Source organism: Shouchella shacheensis (assembly GCF_001484965.1).
GTDB lineage: Bacteria > Bacillota > Bacilli > Bacillales > Bacillaceae_D > Shouchella > Shouchella shacheensis.
The window spans coordinates 24,457-39,165 of the sequence record NZ_LLYY01000018.1; the positions used below are offsets into that span (position 1 = coordinate 24,457).

13 protein-coding genes are annotated in these 14,709 nt (G+C 47.8%); all 13 read left to right on the forward strand.

The window, feature by feature from the left end; all coding sequences use genetic code 11:
• The first annotated feature begins 4 nt into the window (after positions 1 to 4).
• The 13 genes from AVZ68_RS14125 (at position 5) to AVZ68_RS14190 (ending at position 14,704) form a co-directional block, all read left to right on the forward strand.
• Positions 5 to 1,006 carry a polysaccharide deacetylase family protein gene (locus AVZ68_RS14125; protein WP_059105212.1) on the forward strand — a complete coding sequence of 334 codons (1,002 nt, stop codon included), beginning with the start codon at positions 5 to 7 and terminating at the stop codon, positions 1,004 to 1,006.
• A complete protein-coding gene (locus tag AVZ68_RS14130; RefSeq protein ID WP_059105213.1) occupies positions 999 to 2,240 on the forward strand; it encodes a M16 family metallopeptidase in 1,242 nt (413 codons plus the stop codon). The genes AVZ68_RS14125 and AVZ68_RS14130 overlap by 8 nt, the downstream gene beginning before the upstream one ends.
• Positions 2,241 to 2,565: 325 nt before the next feature.
• Positions 2,566 to 2,811 (forward strand): YlmC/YmxH family sporulation protein, encoded by a 246-nt coding sequence (locus AVZ68_RS14140; RefSeq protein ID WP_059105215.1) that lies wholly within the window; start codon positions 2,566 to 2,568, stop codon positions 2,809 to 2,811.
• Positions 2,812 to 3,005: 194 nt separating this feature from the next.
• Positions 3,006 to 3,890: a dipicolinic acid synthetase subunit A gene (gene dpaA, locus AVZ68_RS14145; protein WP_059105216.1), complete on the forward strand. Its 885-nt coding sequence runs from the start codon at positions 3,006 to 3,008 to the stop codon at positions 3,888 to 3,890.
• A 9-nt stretch (positions 3,891 to 3,899) separates the two neighbouring features.
• Positions 3,900 to 4,493, forward strand: a complete 594-nt coding sequence (gene dpaB / locus AVZ68_RS14150) for a dipicolinate synthase subunit B (RefSeq protein WP_059105217.1) — start codon at positions 3,900 to 3,902, stop codon at positions 4,491 to 4,493.
• A gap of 96 nt (positions 4,494 to 4,589) precedes the next feature.
• Positions 4,590 to 5,639, forward strand: coding sequence for an aspartate-semialdehyde dehydrogenase (gene asd / locus AVZ68_RS14155; RefSeq protein ID WP_180316711.1), 1,050 nt, complete (start codon positions 4,590 to 4,592; stop codon positions 5,637 to 5,639).
• Positions 5,640 to 5,649: 10 nt separating this feature from the next.
• Positions 5,650 to 6,855: an aspartate kinase gene (dapG, locus tag AVZ68_RS14160; RefSeq protein ID WP_059105261.1), complete on the forward strand. Its 1,206-nt coding sequence runs from the start codon at positions 5,650 to 5,652 to the stop codon at positions 6,853 to 6,855.
• A gap of 45 nt (positions 6,856 to 6,900) precedes the next feature.
• Positions 6,901 to 7,815 (forward strand): 4-hydroxy-tetrahydrodipicolinate synthase, encoded by a 915-nt coding sequence (dapA, locus tag AVZ68_RS14165; RefSeq protein ID WP_059105218.1) that lies wholly within the window; start codon positions 6,901 to 6,903, stop codon positions 7,813 to 7,815.
• A gap of 683 nt (positions 7,816 to 8,498) precedes the next feature.
• A complete protein-coding gene (locus AVZ68_RS14170) occupies positions 8,499 to 10,166 on the forward strand; it encodes a ribonuclease J (RefSeq protein ID WP_059105219.1) in 1,668 nt (555 codons plus the stop codon).
• 217 nt (positions 10,167 to 10,383) lie between these two features.
• Positions 10,384 to 11,163 carry a ClpP family protease gene (locus tag AVZ68_RS14175; protein ID WP_245628148.1) on the forward strand — a complete coding sequence of 260 codons (780 nt, stop codon included), beginning with the start codon at positions 10,384 to 10,386 and terminating at the stop codon, positions 11,161 to 11,163.
• Positions 11,160 to 11,384, forward strand: a complete 225-nt coding sequence (locus AVZ68_RS14180; protein ID WP_059105220.1) for a YlzJ-like family protein — start codon at positions 11,160 to 11,162, stop codon at positions 11,382 to 11,384. Before AVZ68_RS14175 ends, AVZ68_RS14180 begins: the two co-directional genes overlap by 4 nt.
• A 127-nt stretch (positions 11,385 to 11,511) precedes the next feature.
• Positions 11,512 to 13,860 carry an FtsK/SpoIIIE family DNA translocase gene (locus tag AVZ68_RS14185; RefSeq protein WP_059105221.1) on the forward strand — a complete coding sequence of 783 codons (2,349 nt, stop codon included), beginning with the start codon at positions 11,512 to 11,514 and terminating at the stop codon, positions 13,858 to 13,860.
• Positions 13,861 to 13,987: 127 nt separating this feature from the next.
• A complete protein-coding gene (locus AVZ68_RS14190; RefSeq protein WP_157404674.1) occupies positions 13,988 to 14,704 on the forward strand; it encodes a GntR family transcriptional regulator in 717 nt (238 codons plus the stop codon).
• Positions 14,705 to 14,709 lie beyond the last annotated feature (5 nt).

Here is a 14,709-nt window from a genome sequence, read left to right on the forward strand (position 1 = left end):
CGGTTTGAAAAGAAGCTGGATTCATGTGTTTCTCTGCTGTCTGGTAGTTGTGCTAGCCTTCGGTGCCATCCAAAATCCATTCTCTCTTCAGTACATAGAAATGTTGAAGCACGATGAAAGCAAGGCGGTGAGCAGAACCGATGACTCTTTGCTTAAAGAAATAGAAGAGCATGCAAAGGCTGTTGATGTTCCAGCTGTTGATGCACGAGTAGATCCAGTTTGGAAGGCGATTCCCGGGTATAGCGGCTTGGAAATCAACGTAGAGAAGTCGTATGATAAGATGAGGGAGCTCGGTTCCTTTGACCAAACAAAGCTTGTTTTCGAGGAGGCAAGACCGAATGTTCATCTGGAAGATTTGTCCCCTTCTCCGATTTACAAAGGAAACGAGCAGAAACCAATGGTTTCTCTTCTGATCAACGTCGCTTGGGGCGATGAGTATTTGCCGGAAATGCTTAAAGTGCTTCAAGCTCATGAAGTGAGAGCCACGTTCTTCCTTGATGGCTCATGGGTAAAGAACACCCCGCAGTTAGCGCGAATGATTAAAGAGGAGGGCCATGAAATTGGCAACCACGCTTACTCTCATCCAAACATGGAGAACCTAAGCAGAGAAGAGATTGATGAGGAATTGATTCAAACGAATGATGTCATTCGGGCTACTCTCGATGTTACTCCTAAGTGGTTTGCGCCTCCGAGCGGTGCGTTTAATGATGCGGTTGTTGAACAAGCGGACGTACTTGGGATGGGCACGATTCTATGGTCAGTTGATACAATTGATTGGAAAAAGCCGGAGCCTTCTGTTATGGTGGAGCGTGTGTTAAATCATGTCCACGCGGGAGCCATGATATTGATGCACCCCACGGAATCTGCTTCAAGGGGGCTGGAGCAAATGATTACCGGCGTCCAGAAGCAAGGATTTCAGCTCGGGACGGTTTCTGAGTTGATGGATGAGACACGCATGACGAGTAGGGTCGTAGATGACAACAATGGGGGTACAGATCGTGATTAATAGACTAACGCTCGAAAACGGGGTGCGTATTATGGCAGAGGCCAATACCGATGTGCGCTCTGTTTCAATAGGTATATGGGTGAAGACGGGTTCTCGTAACGAAGAGAAGAAAGAAAATGGGATTTCTCATCTTATTGAACATATGCTGTTTAAAGGCACAAAAACACGTTCCGCTCAAGAAATCGCTGAAGCGTTTGACCGCATTGGCGGCCAGGTCAATGCGTTTACAGCAAAGGAATATACGTGCTATTATGCCAAGGTTTTAGATGAACACGCAGAATTTGCGCTCGACGTTTTGCAAGATATGTTCTTTCATTCCGAGTTTGAAGAACTTGAATTATATAGAGAAAAGAATGTGGTGTTTGAAGAAATCAAAATGGTAGAAGACACTCCAGACGACATCGTTCATGACTTGCTAAGCGAGGCGAGCTATGGATCTAGCTCTCTTGCCTACCCGATATTGGGGGATCCCCATGCGCTGGAGTCGTTTACGGAAAAGGATTTGCGCGACTATATGGCTCGCTTTTACACAGGAGATCGTGTCGTGGTCTCCGTAGCTGGACATTTTAATGAGGCGCTATTGGAGGCTTTGAAAGAGACATTTGCGCAGGTCCCTCCCCGGTCACAGCAGTTTGACGTGCCGTGCTCCACTTTTCAACCGACCGTTAAATATCGACAGAAGGAATCAGAGCAGGCGCATTTATGTCTTGGCTACCCTGGCCTTGAAATCGCTTCTGACGACATGTTCGCTTTGATTCTCTTAAACAATTCGCTTGGTGGCAGTATGAGTAGCCGTCTCTTTCAAACGATTCGCGAGGAGAGAGGGTTGTGCTACTCGGTGTTCTCCTATCACTCTGCGTACGAACATGCTGGCATGTTAACCCTTTATGCGGGAACACAGCTTTCTCAGCTGGAAGAGCTCATGACGGCGATTGAAGCTGTGACGTCTTCATTCGCGAAGCAAGGAATGACGCAAAAAGAGCTGGAAAACGGCAAAGAGCAACTGAAAGGGAATTTGATGCTTGGTTTAGAGAGCACAAATAGTCGGATGAGTCGCAACGGCAAAAACGAAATGCTGCTGCAGGAACACCGGACCTTAGATGAGCTCGTGAAAGATATTAATAATGTATCGATTGAGCAAGTGAATGATCTTGCCCGGAGGCTCTTAGAGGAAAAGCCAGCGGTATCCTTGATCTCCTCAAGTGAAACGATACCAACAAATGTATTTGCTTAGAGTCGTCTTTTTGGACGGCTTTTTTTTCAGTTGCGGCGGGTAGAAGCTCGAGATTTTACGCCCCAACTATGAAATCCAAAGTCAAGATTTCTTATGTCGGGTCTCCAAAATTTTCGCTTCTGCCCAACCCGCCTCCGCTTTTCGGATTGTCTAGCTCCGGCGCCCACTCGCTCGAGGTTTCTTCACGCCGCCAGTTCAAGTCAAGTTCAGACTTGATTTGCCGTCGCTCCAGAACTTGTCGCTCGTGTGCAGGGCGCCTCCGCTTTTCCTTTTGCCAGGTCTGATTGGCCAAGTTTGCGCATACACTTTCCCTGAGGTGAGCGAAATGCGTCTAAGTGAAATTTCAAACAAGGAGATCATTGATTTTGAGAAAGGAGAGCGACTCGGCGTTCTCGGTCAAACGGATCTTGTGATCAACGAACAAACTGGGGAAATTCACGCCTTTGTCGTTCCCACTACTCGCTGGTTTCAGTTCAACAAGAAAGACCAGAACGTCACCGTATACTGGCAGCAAATTAAGAAAGTCGGACAGGATATGATTATTATTGAAACCGACAGAGGCCTGCAGTGAGCAGGCTTTTTTATTTTGAAGAGAATCAGATACCTCACTTTTTCTAAGGTGGACAGGCCCTTCTTTTTCAACCCCCCTATTCATCCTCCGAATTCCATCGCACTGTTTCTTCCAACCTAACATATGCTGTAGAAGCAAAAGTACTAGGCGCTACGAACCTATCTTAACAAACGCACGTTGTAAGGAGGGGGAACATGCTCACGGGAATTCATGTTGTCATGATTGGCGGAGATGCGCGTCAGCTCGAAATCATACGTAAGCTTTCGACACTCGATGCCAAAATCTCTCTAGTTGGGTTTACACAGCTGGATGACGGATTTATAGGCGCAAGCAAGCAGGACCTTGATGAGGTCATGTGGGAGAGTGTTGATGCCATCTTGCTTCCTATAGGTGGTATGAGTACAGAAGGAACAATTAACAGCGTTTTTTCCAATAAGACGCTCGCGCTGGAAGCCAATCATTTAAAGGCAACACCGGATCATTGCACGATCTATACAGGGATTGCCAATGACCGTCTCAAACGTATGGCGGAACAGGCCAATTGCGACACCGTCCTGTTGATGGAGAGGGACGATGTAGCGATCTATAATTCAATCCCGACAGCGGAAGGTGCGGTGATGCTGGCTATTCAGCATACAGATATCACCATTCACCAGGCGAAGATTGCCGTACTCGGACTGGGGCGCGTCGGTATGACAGTGGCGAGAACGTTTCAAGCGCTTGGAGCTAAGGTGAAAGTAGGAGCACGGGACTCTCATTTGCTGGCCCGGATTACGGAAATGGGACTGACGCCTTTCCATACAGACGATACGAAGAAAGAATTAACAGATGTTGATCTTTGTATCAACACGATTCCGGCCAAGGTGCTCACGTCGAGCGTTCTTGCGGAAATGCAGCAGCACGCTTTTATCCTCGACCTTGCCTCAAAGCCCGGCGGTGTGGATTTTGCTTACTCGGAAAAGCGCGGCTTGAAGGCAATGCTTGTGCCTGGCTTACCGGGAATGGTCGCACCTAAAACAGCTGGAAAAATACTTGCAAACGTGCTTGCCGATTTACTCCTTGAGCAAGCACAACCATAAGGAGGCTTTTTGATGTTAGAAGGAAAGCATATTGGGTTTGGGTTAACAGGATCTCACTGTACGTATGAGGCGGTTTATCCACAAATCGAGAAACTTGTCGATGCTGGGGCAAAGGTGACGCCATTTGTCACGTATACGGTCGAAAACACAGACACGAAATTTGGAGACAGTGCCGATTGGCTAACGAAGCTACAAGGGATCACCTCTGAACCCATTGTTAACTCTATGGTAAAAGCAGAGCCATTTGGTCCACGCACGCCACTCGACCTTATGATCATCTCTCCAATGACGGGAAACTCCATTAGCAAATTTGCCAACGCGATGACCGATTCTCCGGTGTTGATGGGGGCGAAAGCGACACTGAGAAATCAAAACCCGATCCTGCTTGGCATCTCTACAAACGATGGTCTTGGCTTGAACGGCGTCAATATTATGCGGCTGATGGCGACCAAAAATATCTATTTCATCCCTTACAGTCAAGACGATACTGAAAAAAAACCGAACTCCCTCGTGTCTCATATGGATTTGCTTCTCCCTGCCGCCAGCGCAGCACTAAATAGGGAGCAATTACAGCCCGTTCTAGCACAAAATGCAGAAAAATAGGCAGAGGACAGTTGCACAAAGACCCGAAATCCCGTAAAGTTTAATAGAGTACAAGAATGTAGAGACGCTTTATTGACTGAGGGAGGACGATTAATCATGGAACAAACTGGATTTCACATCGCCGTCGTAGGGGCGACAGGAGCGGTTGGGCAGCAAATGCTCAAAACGCTTGCAAAAAGAGAGTTTCCCATTGCGAGTCTGAAGCTCTTGTCTTCAAAACGCTCCGCAGGCAAAGAAATAACATTTAAAGGAAGGATCTATACAGTGGAGGAAGCAACCCCAGAATCCTTTGAAGGTGTGCAAATCGCACTCTTTTCAGCAGGGGGGTCTGTTTCCAAGGCGCTCGCGCCAGAAGCGGTCAAACGAGGGGCCATCTGTATTGACAATACAAGCGCTTTTCGGATGGAGGACGGGGTGCCGCTTGTGGTGCCCGAAGTAAACGAAGAAGACCTTAAAGAACACCAAGGCATAATTGCCAATCCGAACTGTTCTACGATTCAAATGGTCGTCGCGCTGGAGCCGCTTCGCCAAAAGCTTGGGCTCAAGAAAGTCATCGTATCAACCTACCAGGCGGTTTCTGGTGCTGGGCTTGAGGCGGTTGAAGAAATGGAGACGCAAACAAGCGACATCCTTGCAGGAAAAGAACCAAAAGCGAACGTCCTCCCTGTTGGGGGCGACAAGAAACATTTCCAGATTGCTTTTAATGCGATTCCTCAAATTGATAAATTTCAGGACAATGGCTACACATTTGAGGAAATGAAAATGGTGAATGAAACGAAGAAGATCATGCATATGCCCGGCCTTGAAGTGGCAGCAACGTGCGTGCGCTTGCCAGTGGAGACTGGTCACTCTGAATCAGTCTACATCGAAACAGAAAAGAGTGGAGCGAGCGTTGAAGAGATTTGGAGCTTGCTACAGGATGCAAACGGAGTGACCCTTCAAGACGTGCCGAGCGAGCAAGTATACCCCATGGTTACAACGGCTGTCGGGAAAAATGATGTCTTTGTCGGTCGTGTACGTCGTGACCTTGACCGAGCGAATGGCTATCATTTCTGGGTTGTATCCGATAATTTATTAAAAGGGGCGGCTTGGAATTCAGTGCAAATTGCTGAAAGTCTTGTCAAGCTTCGCCTTTTATCCGAGTGAGAATGACGAGATGAAAATCATCGTTCAAAAATTTGGAGGCACCTCCGTCAAAACAGAAGAGACACGGAACCAAGCGGTGCGTCATGTGCAAAAAGCGGTAAAAGATGGCTACAAAGTCGTTGCTGTCGTTTCAGCGATGGGGCGCACTGGCGATCCCTACGCGACGGATACGCTACTCGGGCTTGTGAACAAAGCTCATGTTTCCAAAAGGGAGCAGGATATGCTTGTCTCTTGCGGGGAAGCCATTTCTTCGGTTGTCTTCTCTGAGCTGTTGAATACGCATGGGGTAGACGCTACAGCTATGAACGGGGCAAAAGCGGGCTTTCGGACGAATGAAGAATTCACAAATGCAAAGATTATGGAGATGCAGTGTGATCATCTGCTTAAAACATTGGAGCACTACGATGTGGTCGTTGTCACTGGGTTTCAAGGCCAGTCTAAGTCCGGGGATACGACGACGCTTGGACGCGGAGGGAGCGATACGTCAGCGACGGCTCTTGGCGCTGCCATCAACGCGGAATGGGTAGATATTTTCACCGATGTGGAAGGGGTGATGACCGCTGATCCTCGCATTGTTGAAGATGCGCGCGCCCTTCAGGCGATGACCTACAATGAAATTTGCAACATGGCCTATCAAGGGGCAAAGGTCATTCACCCCCGCGCCGTTGAAATTGCGATGCAGGCAAAATTACCACTCCGCGTTCGCTCCACGTATTCGGATAAGGAAGGGACGCTTGTCGCGTCGATGAGTTCACCGCACACGGTCGATGTCAATGAACATTTGATTACCGGAATTGCTCAAGTCTCTAACGTGACGCAGATTAAAGTTGCTGCTAAAGAAGGCCAATTGGATCTGCAGGAAAACGTGTTTAAGTCGATGGCTAGAGCAAACATTAGCGTCGACTTCATTAACATCAGTCCTAGCGGGGTGACCTATACAGTGACAGATGAAGCCGCTGATGAGGCCTTGAGTGTGTTAACGGAGCTTGGTTATCAGCCAGAACTTGTGAGGGGCTGCGCAAAAGTGTCAGCCGTTGGCGCGGGTATGACTGGCGTGCCAGGCGTTGCCTCACGAATCGTGAGCGCACTTAGTGGGGAAAACATTCAAATCTTGCAATCGGCTGATTCACACACCACCATTTGGGTGCTCGTTAAAAATGAAGACATGGCGAAGGCAGTGAACGCGTTGCACAAGATGTTTCAATTAGGTGAATGAGGTGTGTAAGTCAGGAGAGCAGGAACTTGGAAGGGAAGAAACACCATGAAAATAGGTTGGGAAAACGGTGAGAAATTTGGTCCACTCTGGACGGCAATGGTGACACCCTTTACCGAAGAAGGGGAAGTCGATTATTCACACACAGCTAACGTGTTGGATCATCTGATTTCAACAGGAACAGATGTAGTCGTAGTGGCAGGGACCACCGGTGAATCACCAGTGCTAACCAAGGAAGAAAAACTGGAGCTGTTTACGTTTGCAGTGAAGCATGCCGAAAACCGAGTTGCCATTGTGGCTGGAACGGGGTCAAACAGCACGAAGGAGTCGATTGCGTTAACAAAAGCAGCGGGGCAAACGGGTGTGGATGGAATCATGCTTGTGACTCCGTATTACAATCGACCTTCACAAGAAGGGCTTTACGCTCATTTTAAAGCGATTGCGAACGCCACACGCCTTCCTGTGATGCTCTACAACGTGCCTGGCCGAACAGCGGTCAACATGCTTGCCCCAACAACCATTGCGCTTTCAAAAATCGAGAATATCGCAGCTGTTAAAGAGGCTAGCGAGAATCTCGATCAAATCGCGGCGATTATTGAAGGAACGGGAGACGATTTTGCAGTCTATAGCGGGGACGATTCCATGGCGCTTCCGATTCTTTCCATTGGTGGCGACGGGGTCGTTTCAGTAGCTTCTCATGTCATCGGTAATGAGATTCAGGAGATGATCCGTGAATATAAAAAAGGCGATCAACGCAAAGCGGCAAAGTGGCATCGTCAGCTGTTGCCAGTAATGAAAACACTTTTTACAGCTCCGAACCCAACTTGTGTAAAGTATGCGCTGCAAAGAAGAGGGATTGACGTCGGAGAGGTGCAGCTGCCGCTCTTACCGGCAACAGAGCTCGAGAAGGAGCGTGTGGATGCTGTGCTTGGAGCGCTGGAGAAGGAAGTGGCCAATCAATAGCTTTAGAAAAACCAGTTTGTGTAAACGCGAACTGGTTTTTGTTTAGCTCCGGCGGGTAGAAGCTCGAGATTTTTCAGTCCTGACACCGAAATCCAAGTTCAGGATTTCTTATGTCAGGCCTTCCAAAATTCTCGCTTCAGAACAACCCGCCTACGCTTTTCGGATTTGTTTAGCTCCGGCGGGTAGAAGCTTGAGATTTTTCAGTCCTGGAGCGAAATCCAAAATCGGGATTTCTAGTCCAAGCCTCCCATATTTTTCGCTTCTGAGCAACCCGCCTGCGTTTTTCTGTTTCCGGACACCTAGATGAAAGTTGCTCTTGTTTTCGGTTAGAAAATTAAGGTATACTAAGACACAAGTGAGGCGTTCGGGTTAGGGTGGTCTAAGAGCCGCCATTCTTTTAAGTGCGATGGACATGGACGGGAAGCAAATGAAAGACAGGCAAACCTCTGGATAAGCTTTAAAAAACGTGCCAATTTTACCTGCTACATGCCGTACGTAGCTATGTGTACATTCGTTTTTTTAAGGTTATGCAGTGCTGTTTGTTTGTGTTTTTTTAGAAGCTTATGGGGACCATCAAAAACAAGACGGACGAGAAGACCTAACAAATAAAAAATGAACGTTTGTGATCCAGCCAGTCGCTTGACTTGGACTGTTGATTGATATTCTATTAGGAGGATGAACCATTGGCTAAACAGCAAAATGAAAAAGTGCGCGTGTTTGCTCTCGGCGGCGTTGGCGAGATCGGCAAAAACATGTACGGCATTGAAGTAGACGAAGATATCATCGTGGTAGATGCGGGACTAATGTTTCCTGACGATGACATGCTTGGCGTGGATATTGTCATCCCAGATGTGTCTTATCTGGTTGAAAATGAAGAGCGGGTAAGAGGGATTATTTTAACTCATGGGCACGAGGACCATATCGGAGGACTTTCCTATGTTTTAAAAAAGGTCAATGTCCCCGTGTACGGAACAAAGCTGACGCTGGGATTAGTGGAAGAAAAGCTAAAAGAAGCAGGCATTCATCGACACTCGACCCTAAAAACAATTGATTCAAATTCGAGGGTGACCATTGGCTCCACCTCTGTCTCGTTTTTTCGGACAAGCCACAGCATTCCTGACAGCGTAGGTATCTGTGTCGAGACCTCCCAGGGTGCGGTTGTTCATACCGGAGATTTTAAGTTTGACCAAACCCCTGTGGATGGCAAACATGCGGACATCGGTAAAATGGCAGCAACTGGCCAGCGCGGGGTTCTCTGTCTGCTTTCGGATTCAACCAATGCGGAGCGTCCTGGGGTAACGAAATCTGAGTCGGAAGTTGGACAAGGAATAAAGGATGTATTCGCTCGCACCGCGGGGCGCCTGATTGTGACATCGTTTGCATCAAATGTTCACCGTATCCAGCAAGTGATTCAGGCCGCAGCGACGTCGAATCGCAAACTTGCCGTTGTTGGCAAGAGCATGGTGCGTGTTATCACTATTGCTTCAAAACTTGGGCACTTGAAAATGCCAAAGGACTTGCTTATTGATATGGATGAAGTGAATCGATACCGGCCGGAACAAGTGGTGATTTTAACGACTGGAAGTCAGGGAGAGCCAATGTCTGCGCTTACCCGGATGGCACGCGGGGCGCACCGTCATATCACGTTAACGAATAATGATACGGTCATCATTGCCGCGTCTGCTATCCCTGGGAATGAAAAAAGCGTTTCAGCGGTGATTGACCAACTTCACCGTATCGGTGCGGATGTCGTATACGGAAAGTCATCGGTTCACGCTTCTGGTCACGGTTCTCAGGAAGAATTAAAGCTAATGCTGAATCTTATGCGTCCGAAATTTTTCGTACCCATACATGGGGAGATTCGTATGCAGCATGCGCATCGAAAGCTCGCGCTTGACGTCGGCATAAAGAAAGAACGCATCTACATCGTTGAAAAAGGCGAGGTTGTTGAATTTACAAAAGGGCAGGCACGACGGGGAAGCAAAGTGCCTTCCGGTCATGTTTTGATTGATGGACTTGGGGTTGGTGATGTCGGAAATATTGTTCTTCGAGACAGGCGTCTGCTTTCCAAGGACGGCATTCTTGTTGTTGTCGTTACGCTGAATAAGAAGGCAGGGACGATCGTTTCTGGTCCGAACATCATCTCTCGCGGATTTGTGTACGTACGTGAATCAGAAGAGTTGCTCGAGAAATCCAACGAGCTTGTTTCCTCGATTCTCTACAAATGCATGAATGAAAACGTCAACGAATGGTCATCGCTAAAAAGCAATATTCGTGAAGGCTTAAGTCGTTTCTTGTTTGAAAAAACAAAGCGTCGTCCGATGATCTTACCAATCATTATGGAAGTCTAAAGAGAAAGCAGAGCTCCGAGAGGGTTCTGCTTTTTCTCTAACTCTTCGGTTAGTAGCTTCGAGATTTCTATTATCGGGTCGCTCCTGAGCGACCCGCCTGCGCTTTTCGGTAATGACCCCGGCGGAAAGTGGGTTTCGGTTTTGTGGGGAACTCTTCAGAATGACAGACCCTTCTCTTGTTCATACTACGAATAGAAAAATGGAGGAGTGTGTTGAGATGAGTAACGATATGAATAACAATATGAATCAAGACCCACAAGCACCGCAAACGCCACAAGCACCACAGCAAGAACCGAAGCCTGCAGATGATCCCAAGAATTCTCTAGTTGAAAAAATTCAGCAATTAGGGGAGACGTCCGTGCCCGACATGGCGGCATCTAATATTCATTGTATGACGGTGGTCGGCCAGATTGAAGGTCATATGCAGCTACCACCACAAAATAAAACGACGAAGTATGAGCATTTAATCCCGCAGCTTGTTGCGGTTGAGCAGAATCAAAAAATCGAAGGTCTGTTAATCATCCTAAATACGGTGGGTGGGGACGTGGAGGCTGGGCTTGCGATTTCTGAGATGATCGCCTCTATTTCAAAGCCAACGGTCACGCTCGTCCTTGGTGGCGGGCATTCGATCGGGGTCCCGATTGCGACGGCAGCTGACTATTCATTTATCGCTGAGACGGCAACGATGACGATTCATCCCGTCCGCTTAACAGGACTTGTGATTGGTGTCCCACAAACATTTGAGTACCTCGATAAGATGCAAGACCGAGTGGTTAACTTTGTCACTGCTCACTCAGAGATTACGGAGGAGAAGTTCAAAGATCTGATGCTCTCTAAAGGCAATTTAACGAGGGATATTGGGACGAATGTGATTGGCACAGACGCTGTAGAATATGGATTGATTAATGAGGTTGGCGGGGTCGGCCAAGCGATTATGAAGCTTAACCAGCTCATAGAGGAGAGTAAGAATCAGACTCAAGGAGAGGTCATCCAATGATTCTTTACACCTTGATGCCGACCGAGCAAATTTTCCCTGAAGAAGAAAACGTATTTGAATCGCAAAAAGTGATGGATTGTGAAGGGGGTCAGCTTGTGGTCGAACAAGTGAATGGAGGAGACTTTCGTGTTGTTCGTCTTATCAGCAGCGATCCAAACCAATTCTTGAATCCTTCCTATGCGCCAGGGACCATTATACAAGCAAAGCCAACACTTTTGTAAAATCAGGTTTTTGATGCCCTTGATCTGTGATATACTTTTAAGTAACTGCCTGAATCAATCAGCCATGTCGCTGCTTGCTTCAGGTCCTTATTAAAAGATCGCATGTTTTTATCTAGAGGGTGAAAGAATGGCAAAACGTAAGAAAAGAAGAAAGGGTCAATGGAAAGCGCAGCTCACTTTTGAACTCATCGGGCTGGGTTTACTCGTTATTGCTGTTGTCACACTCGCAAGGCTCGGAAGTGTCGGGGAAACCTTTGTCCGGCTATTCCGTTTTTTTCTTGGGGAATGGTTTGTTTTTCTTGCTTTTGGCTTGTTTGTAGCAGCCGTTTACATCATGCTTAAGCGAAAACAGCCTCCGCTTTGGTCGAGACGGATGTCTGGCGTTTATACATTCGTTTTGTCCATTGCTATTATGGCACATGCCAATTTATTTCAAGAGATAGGTGGAGAGGAAGGGTTCAGCGATCAGTCCGTGCTTAGAAATACGTGGACGCTCTTCTGGTCAGAAATGACCGGGAGCGAAACGGGCGATCTTGGCGGCGGTATGGTCGGAGCACTTGGCTATGCAGTGAGCCATTTTTTGTTTGCCACGGTCGGTACATATTTTTTCTGCTTTGTTCTCATGATTATCGGGGGAATTCTCATCACCGGGCGTTCGCTTTCTGATTTGCTTGGAAAGCTTTTCAGACAAACATACTTGCTCCTCGCCGATACGCTCGCTGGTCTTGGGGTTGAGTTCAAGAGTTGGCGCTCCTCGGCACGTGAGAAAATGAAGGAAGAACGAGAAGCGAGAGAAGAGCGAAAACGTAAAAAAGAGGAAAAGCAAGATACGCCAGAGCTAGAAAAACCCCCTGCTGAGGCTGAGGACAAGCATCTTGAGCCAGAAATTGTCGATTTTACACAGAATATCTCAGCCCCAACTAAGGAGGAGCCGGTTCCTCCTAAGACAGTGGAAAAACAAGAAGACGGGAATGAGCAACAAGCATTGAACACTTCGTCTAGTGACGCGCTTTCAGAAGGTTTAGTGACTGCACAAGAAACGGTCGAGTCCTATACACTGCCGAACATGGAGTTATTGATGTCTCCGGACAAGCCTGATCAAAAGCAGGAAAAGCAGCAGCTGACTTCCAACGCGAGAAAGCTTGAAAAAACGCTTGAAAGTTTTGGTGTGAAAGTTCGCGTAACGAAAGTTCATTTAGGGCCAGCAGTAACGAAGTATGAGGTGAATCCGAACGTTGGCGTCAAGGTAAGCAAAATTGTTAATTTGGCTGATGACTTAGCGCTTGCACTTGCGGCCAAGGACATTCGAATTGAGGCGCCGATCCCCGGGAAATCCGCTGTGGGCATTGAAGTGCCGAATCAAGAAGTAGCCATTGTGTCACTGAGAGAGGTCTTGGAAGCATCAACAACAAGGGGAGAAGAAGTGCTTGCGGTTAGTCTCGGCCGCGATATTTCCGGTGAACCAGTGCTTGCACCGCTTAATAAAATGCCCCACCTCCTCGTAGCCGGAGCAACGGGAAGTGGGAAAAGTGTCTGTATCAACGGAATTATAACAAGCATCTTAATGAAAGCGAAGCCTCATGAAGTTAAGCTGATGATGATTGACCCAAAAATGGTTGAACTGAATGTCTACAATGGTGTGCCTCACTTGTTGACCCCCGTTGTTACAGAACCTAAAAAGGCTTCTCAGGCGTTGAAAAAAGTAGTTGCTGAAATGGAACGGCGCTACGATTTATTTTCGCACACGGGTACGCGTAACATCGAAGGGTACAATGAGTTGATTAAGCGCCGAAACGAGGAGGAAGAAGAAAAGCAACCGACCCTGCCTTACATTGTTGTTATCGTGGATGAGCTTGCGGACTTGATGATGGTCGCTTCTGGAGACGTTGAAGATTCGATTGCTCGTCTCGCCCAAATGGCGCGTGCCGCGGGGATTCATATGATTATTGCAACTCAGCGTCCGTCCGTAGACGTGATCACGGGGGTCATTAAGGCCAATATTCCGTCGCGGATTGCGTTCGGGGTGTCTTCGCAGACGGATTCCAGAACCATTCTTGATTCTGGAGGAGCAGAGAAACTTCTCGGCCGCGGGGACATGCTCTACTTGCCGATGGGGGCTACAAAGCCAACGCGTGTGCAAGGAGCCTTTCTGTCTGACAATGAGGTCGAACGAGTGGTTCAGTTCGTCGTCTCTCAGCAAAAGGCTCAATACGCCGAAGAGATGACGCCTACGGCTGAGCAAACCTCGCATGAAAAGGCGGCTGATGAGCTTTATCAGGAGGCGGTGGATCTCGTTGTTGATATGGGAACTGCTTCGGTCTCGATGATCCAACGTCGTTTTCGAGTGGGCTACACCCGAGCAGCACGATTGATTGACGAAATGGAAGTAAGAGGGATTGTCGGACCTTATGAAGGAAGTAAGCCCCGCGAGGTGTTAGTGACGAAGAACGTTGAAGAAGAAGCATCTTCCTCCTAGGTCCGAGATGCGAGCGCCCTTCCTGTTTGCCTGCTAGCGTGAGAGTAACTCGGGAAAGGACGGGTTTACCCGGCGTCCCACAAAAAGAGAGAAAAAGAATGAAAGAGACTAAGAAGGGATGGAGACTGTGATAAAGGCTGATCATCGACCGCTCTATTTGCAAGTCATCGACAAACTCAAAGCGGATATTGAGTCGTTTGAGGAAGGTCAGAAGCTGCCATCAGAATTTGAGCTGTCCAAGCAGCTTGGTGTAAGCAGAGCGACATTGAGGGAGGCACTCCGTTTGCTTGAAGAAGACGGACTGGTAGTCCGGCGTCACGGTGTCGGAACGTTTGTTCACTCAAAGCCGCTCTTTTCTGCGGGCATTGAGGAACTGCATAGCGTGACGGACATGATCGCGAACGCTCATATGAAACCAGGGACGATTTTTCTTTCTTCCTCTTTGCATGAGGCGAGCGAAGAGGATCGGTCCCGATTTAACCGGCCGTACATGGACGCTGTCATGAACATCGAGCGTGTGCGCACGGCGGATGGCATGCCCGTTGTCTACTGTATGGATATTATCCCAAAAGAACTCCTTGGCAATCATTCTATTCATGAAACCAAATCGATTTTTCGCTTTTTACAGGAAGCGGGCAAATGGATCGACTATGCGATCACGTATATCGAACCAATCGGCTACCATGAGCATATTTCAGAGTTGTTAGAGTGCAATGCAGAAACCTCCTTGCTGCTTTTAAAACAAACGCACTACGATGTTAACGATGAACCCGTTCTTTACTCACTGAACTATTTTCGTGCAGATAAATTTAAGTTTCACGTTGTTAGACGAAGAGATATGTAGCAAAA

What these genes read in the sequence shown, in the direction of transcription:
- AVZ68_RS14140 (WP_059105215.1), top strand. Translation starts at nt 2,566, where the DNA reads ATGCGTCTAAGTGAAATTTCAAACAAGGAGATCATTGATTTTGAGAAA.
- dpaA (WP_059105216.1), top strand. Translation starts at nt 3,006, where the DNA reads ATGCTCACGGGAATTCATGTTGTCATGATTGGCGGAGATGCGCGTCAG.
- asd (WP_180316711.1), top strand. Translation starts at nt 4,590, where the DNA reads ATGGAACAAACTGGATTTCACATCGCCGTCGTAGGGGCGACAGGAGCG.
- dapG (WP_059105261.1), top strand. Translation starts at nt 5,650, where the DNA reads ATGAAAATCATCGTTCAAAAATTTGGAGGCACCTCCGTCAAAACAGAA.
- dapA (WP_059105218.1), top strand. Translation starts at nt 6,901, where the DNA reads ATGAAAATAGGTTGGGAAAACGGTGAGAAATTTGGTCCACTCTGGACG.
- AVZ68_RS14175 (WP_245628148.1), top strand. Translation starts at nt 10,384, where the DNA reads ATGAGTAACGATATGAATAACAATATGAATCAAGACCCACAAGCACCG.
- AVZ68_RS14180 (WP_059105220.1), top strand. Translation starts at nt 11,160, where the DNA reads ATGATTCTTTACACCTTGATGCCGACCGAGCAAATTTTCCCTGAAGAA.
- AVZ68_RS14185 (WP_059105221.1), top strand. Translation starts at nt 11,512, where the DNA reads ATGGCAAAACGTAAGAAAAGAAGAAAGGGTCAATGGAAAGCGCAGCTC.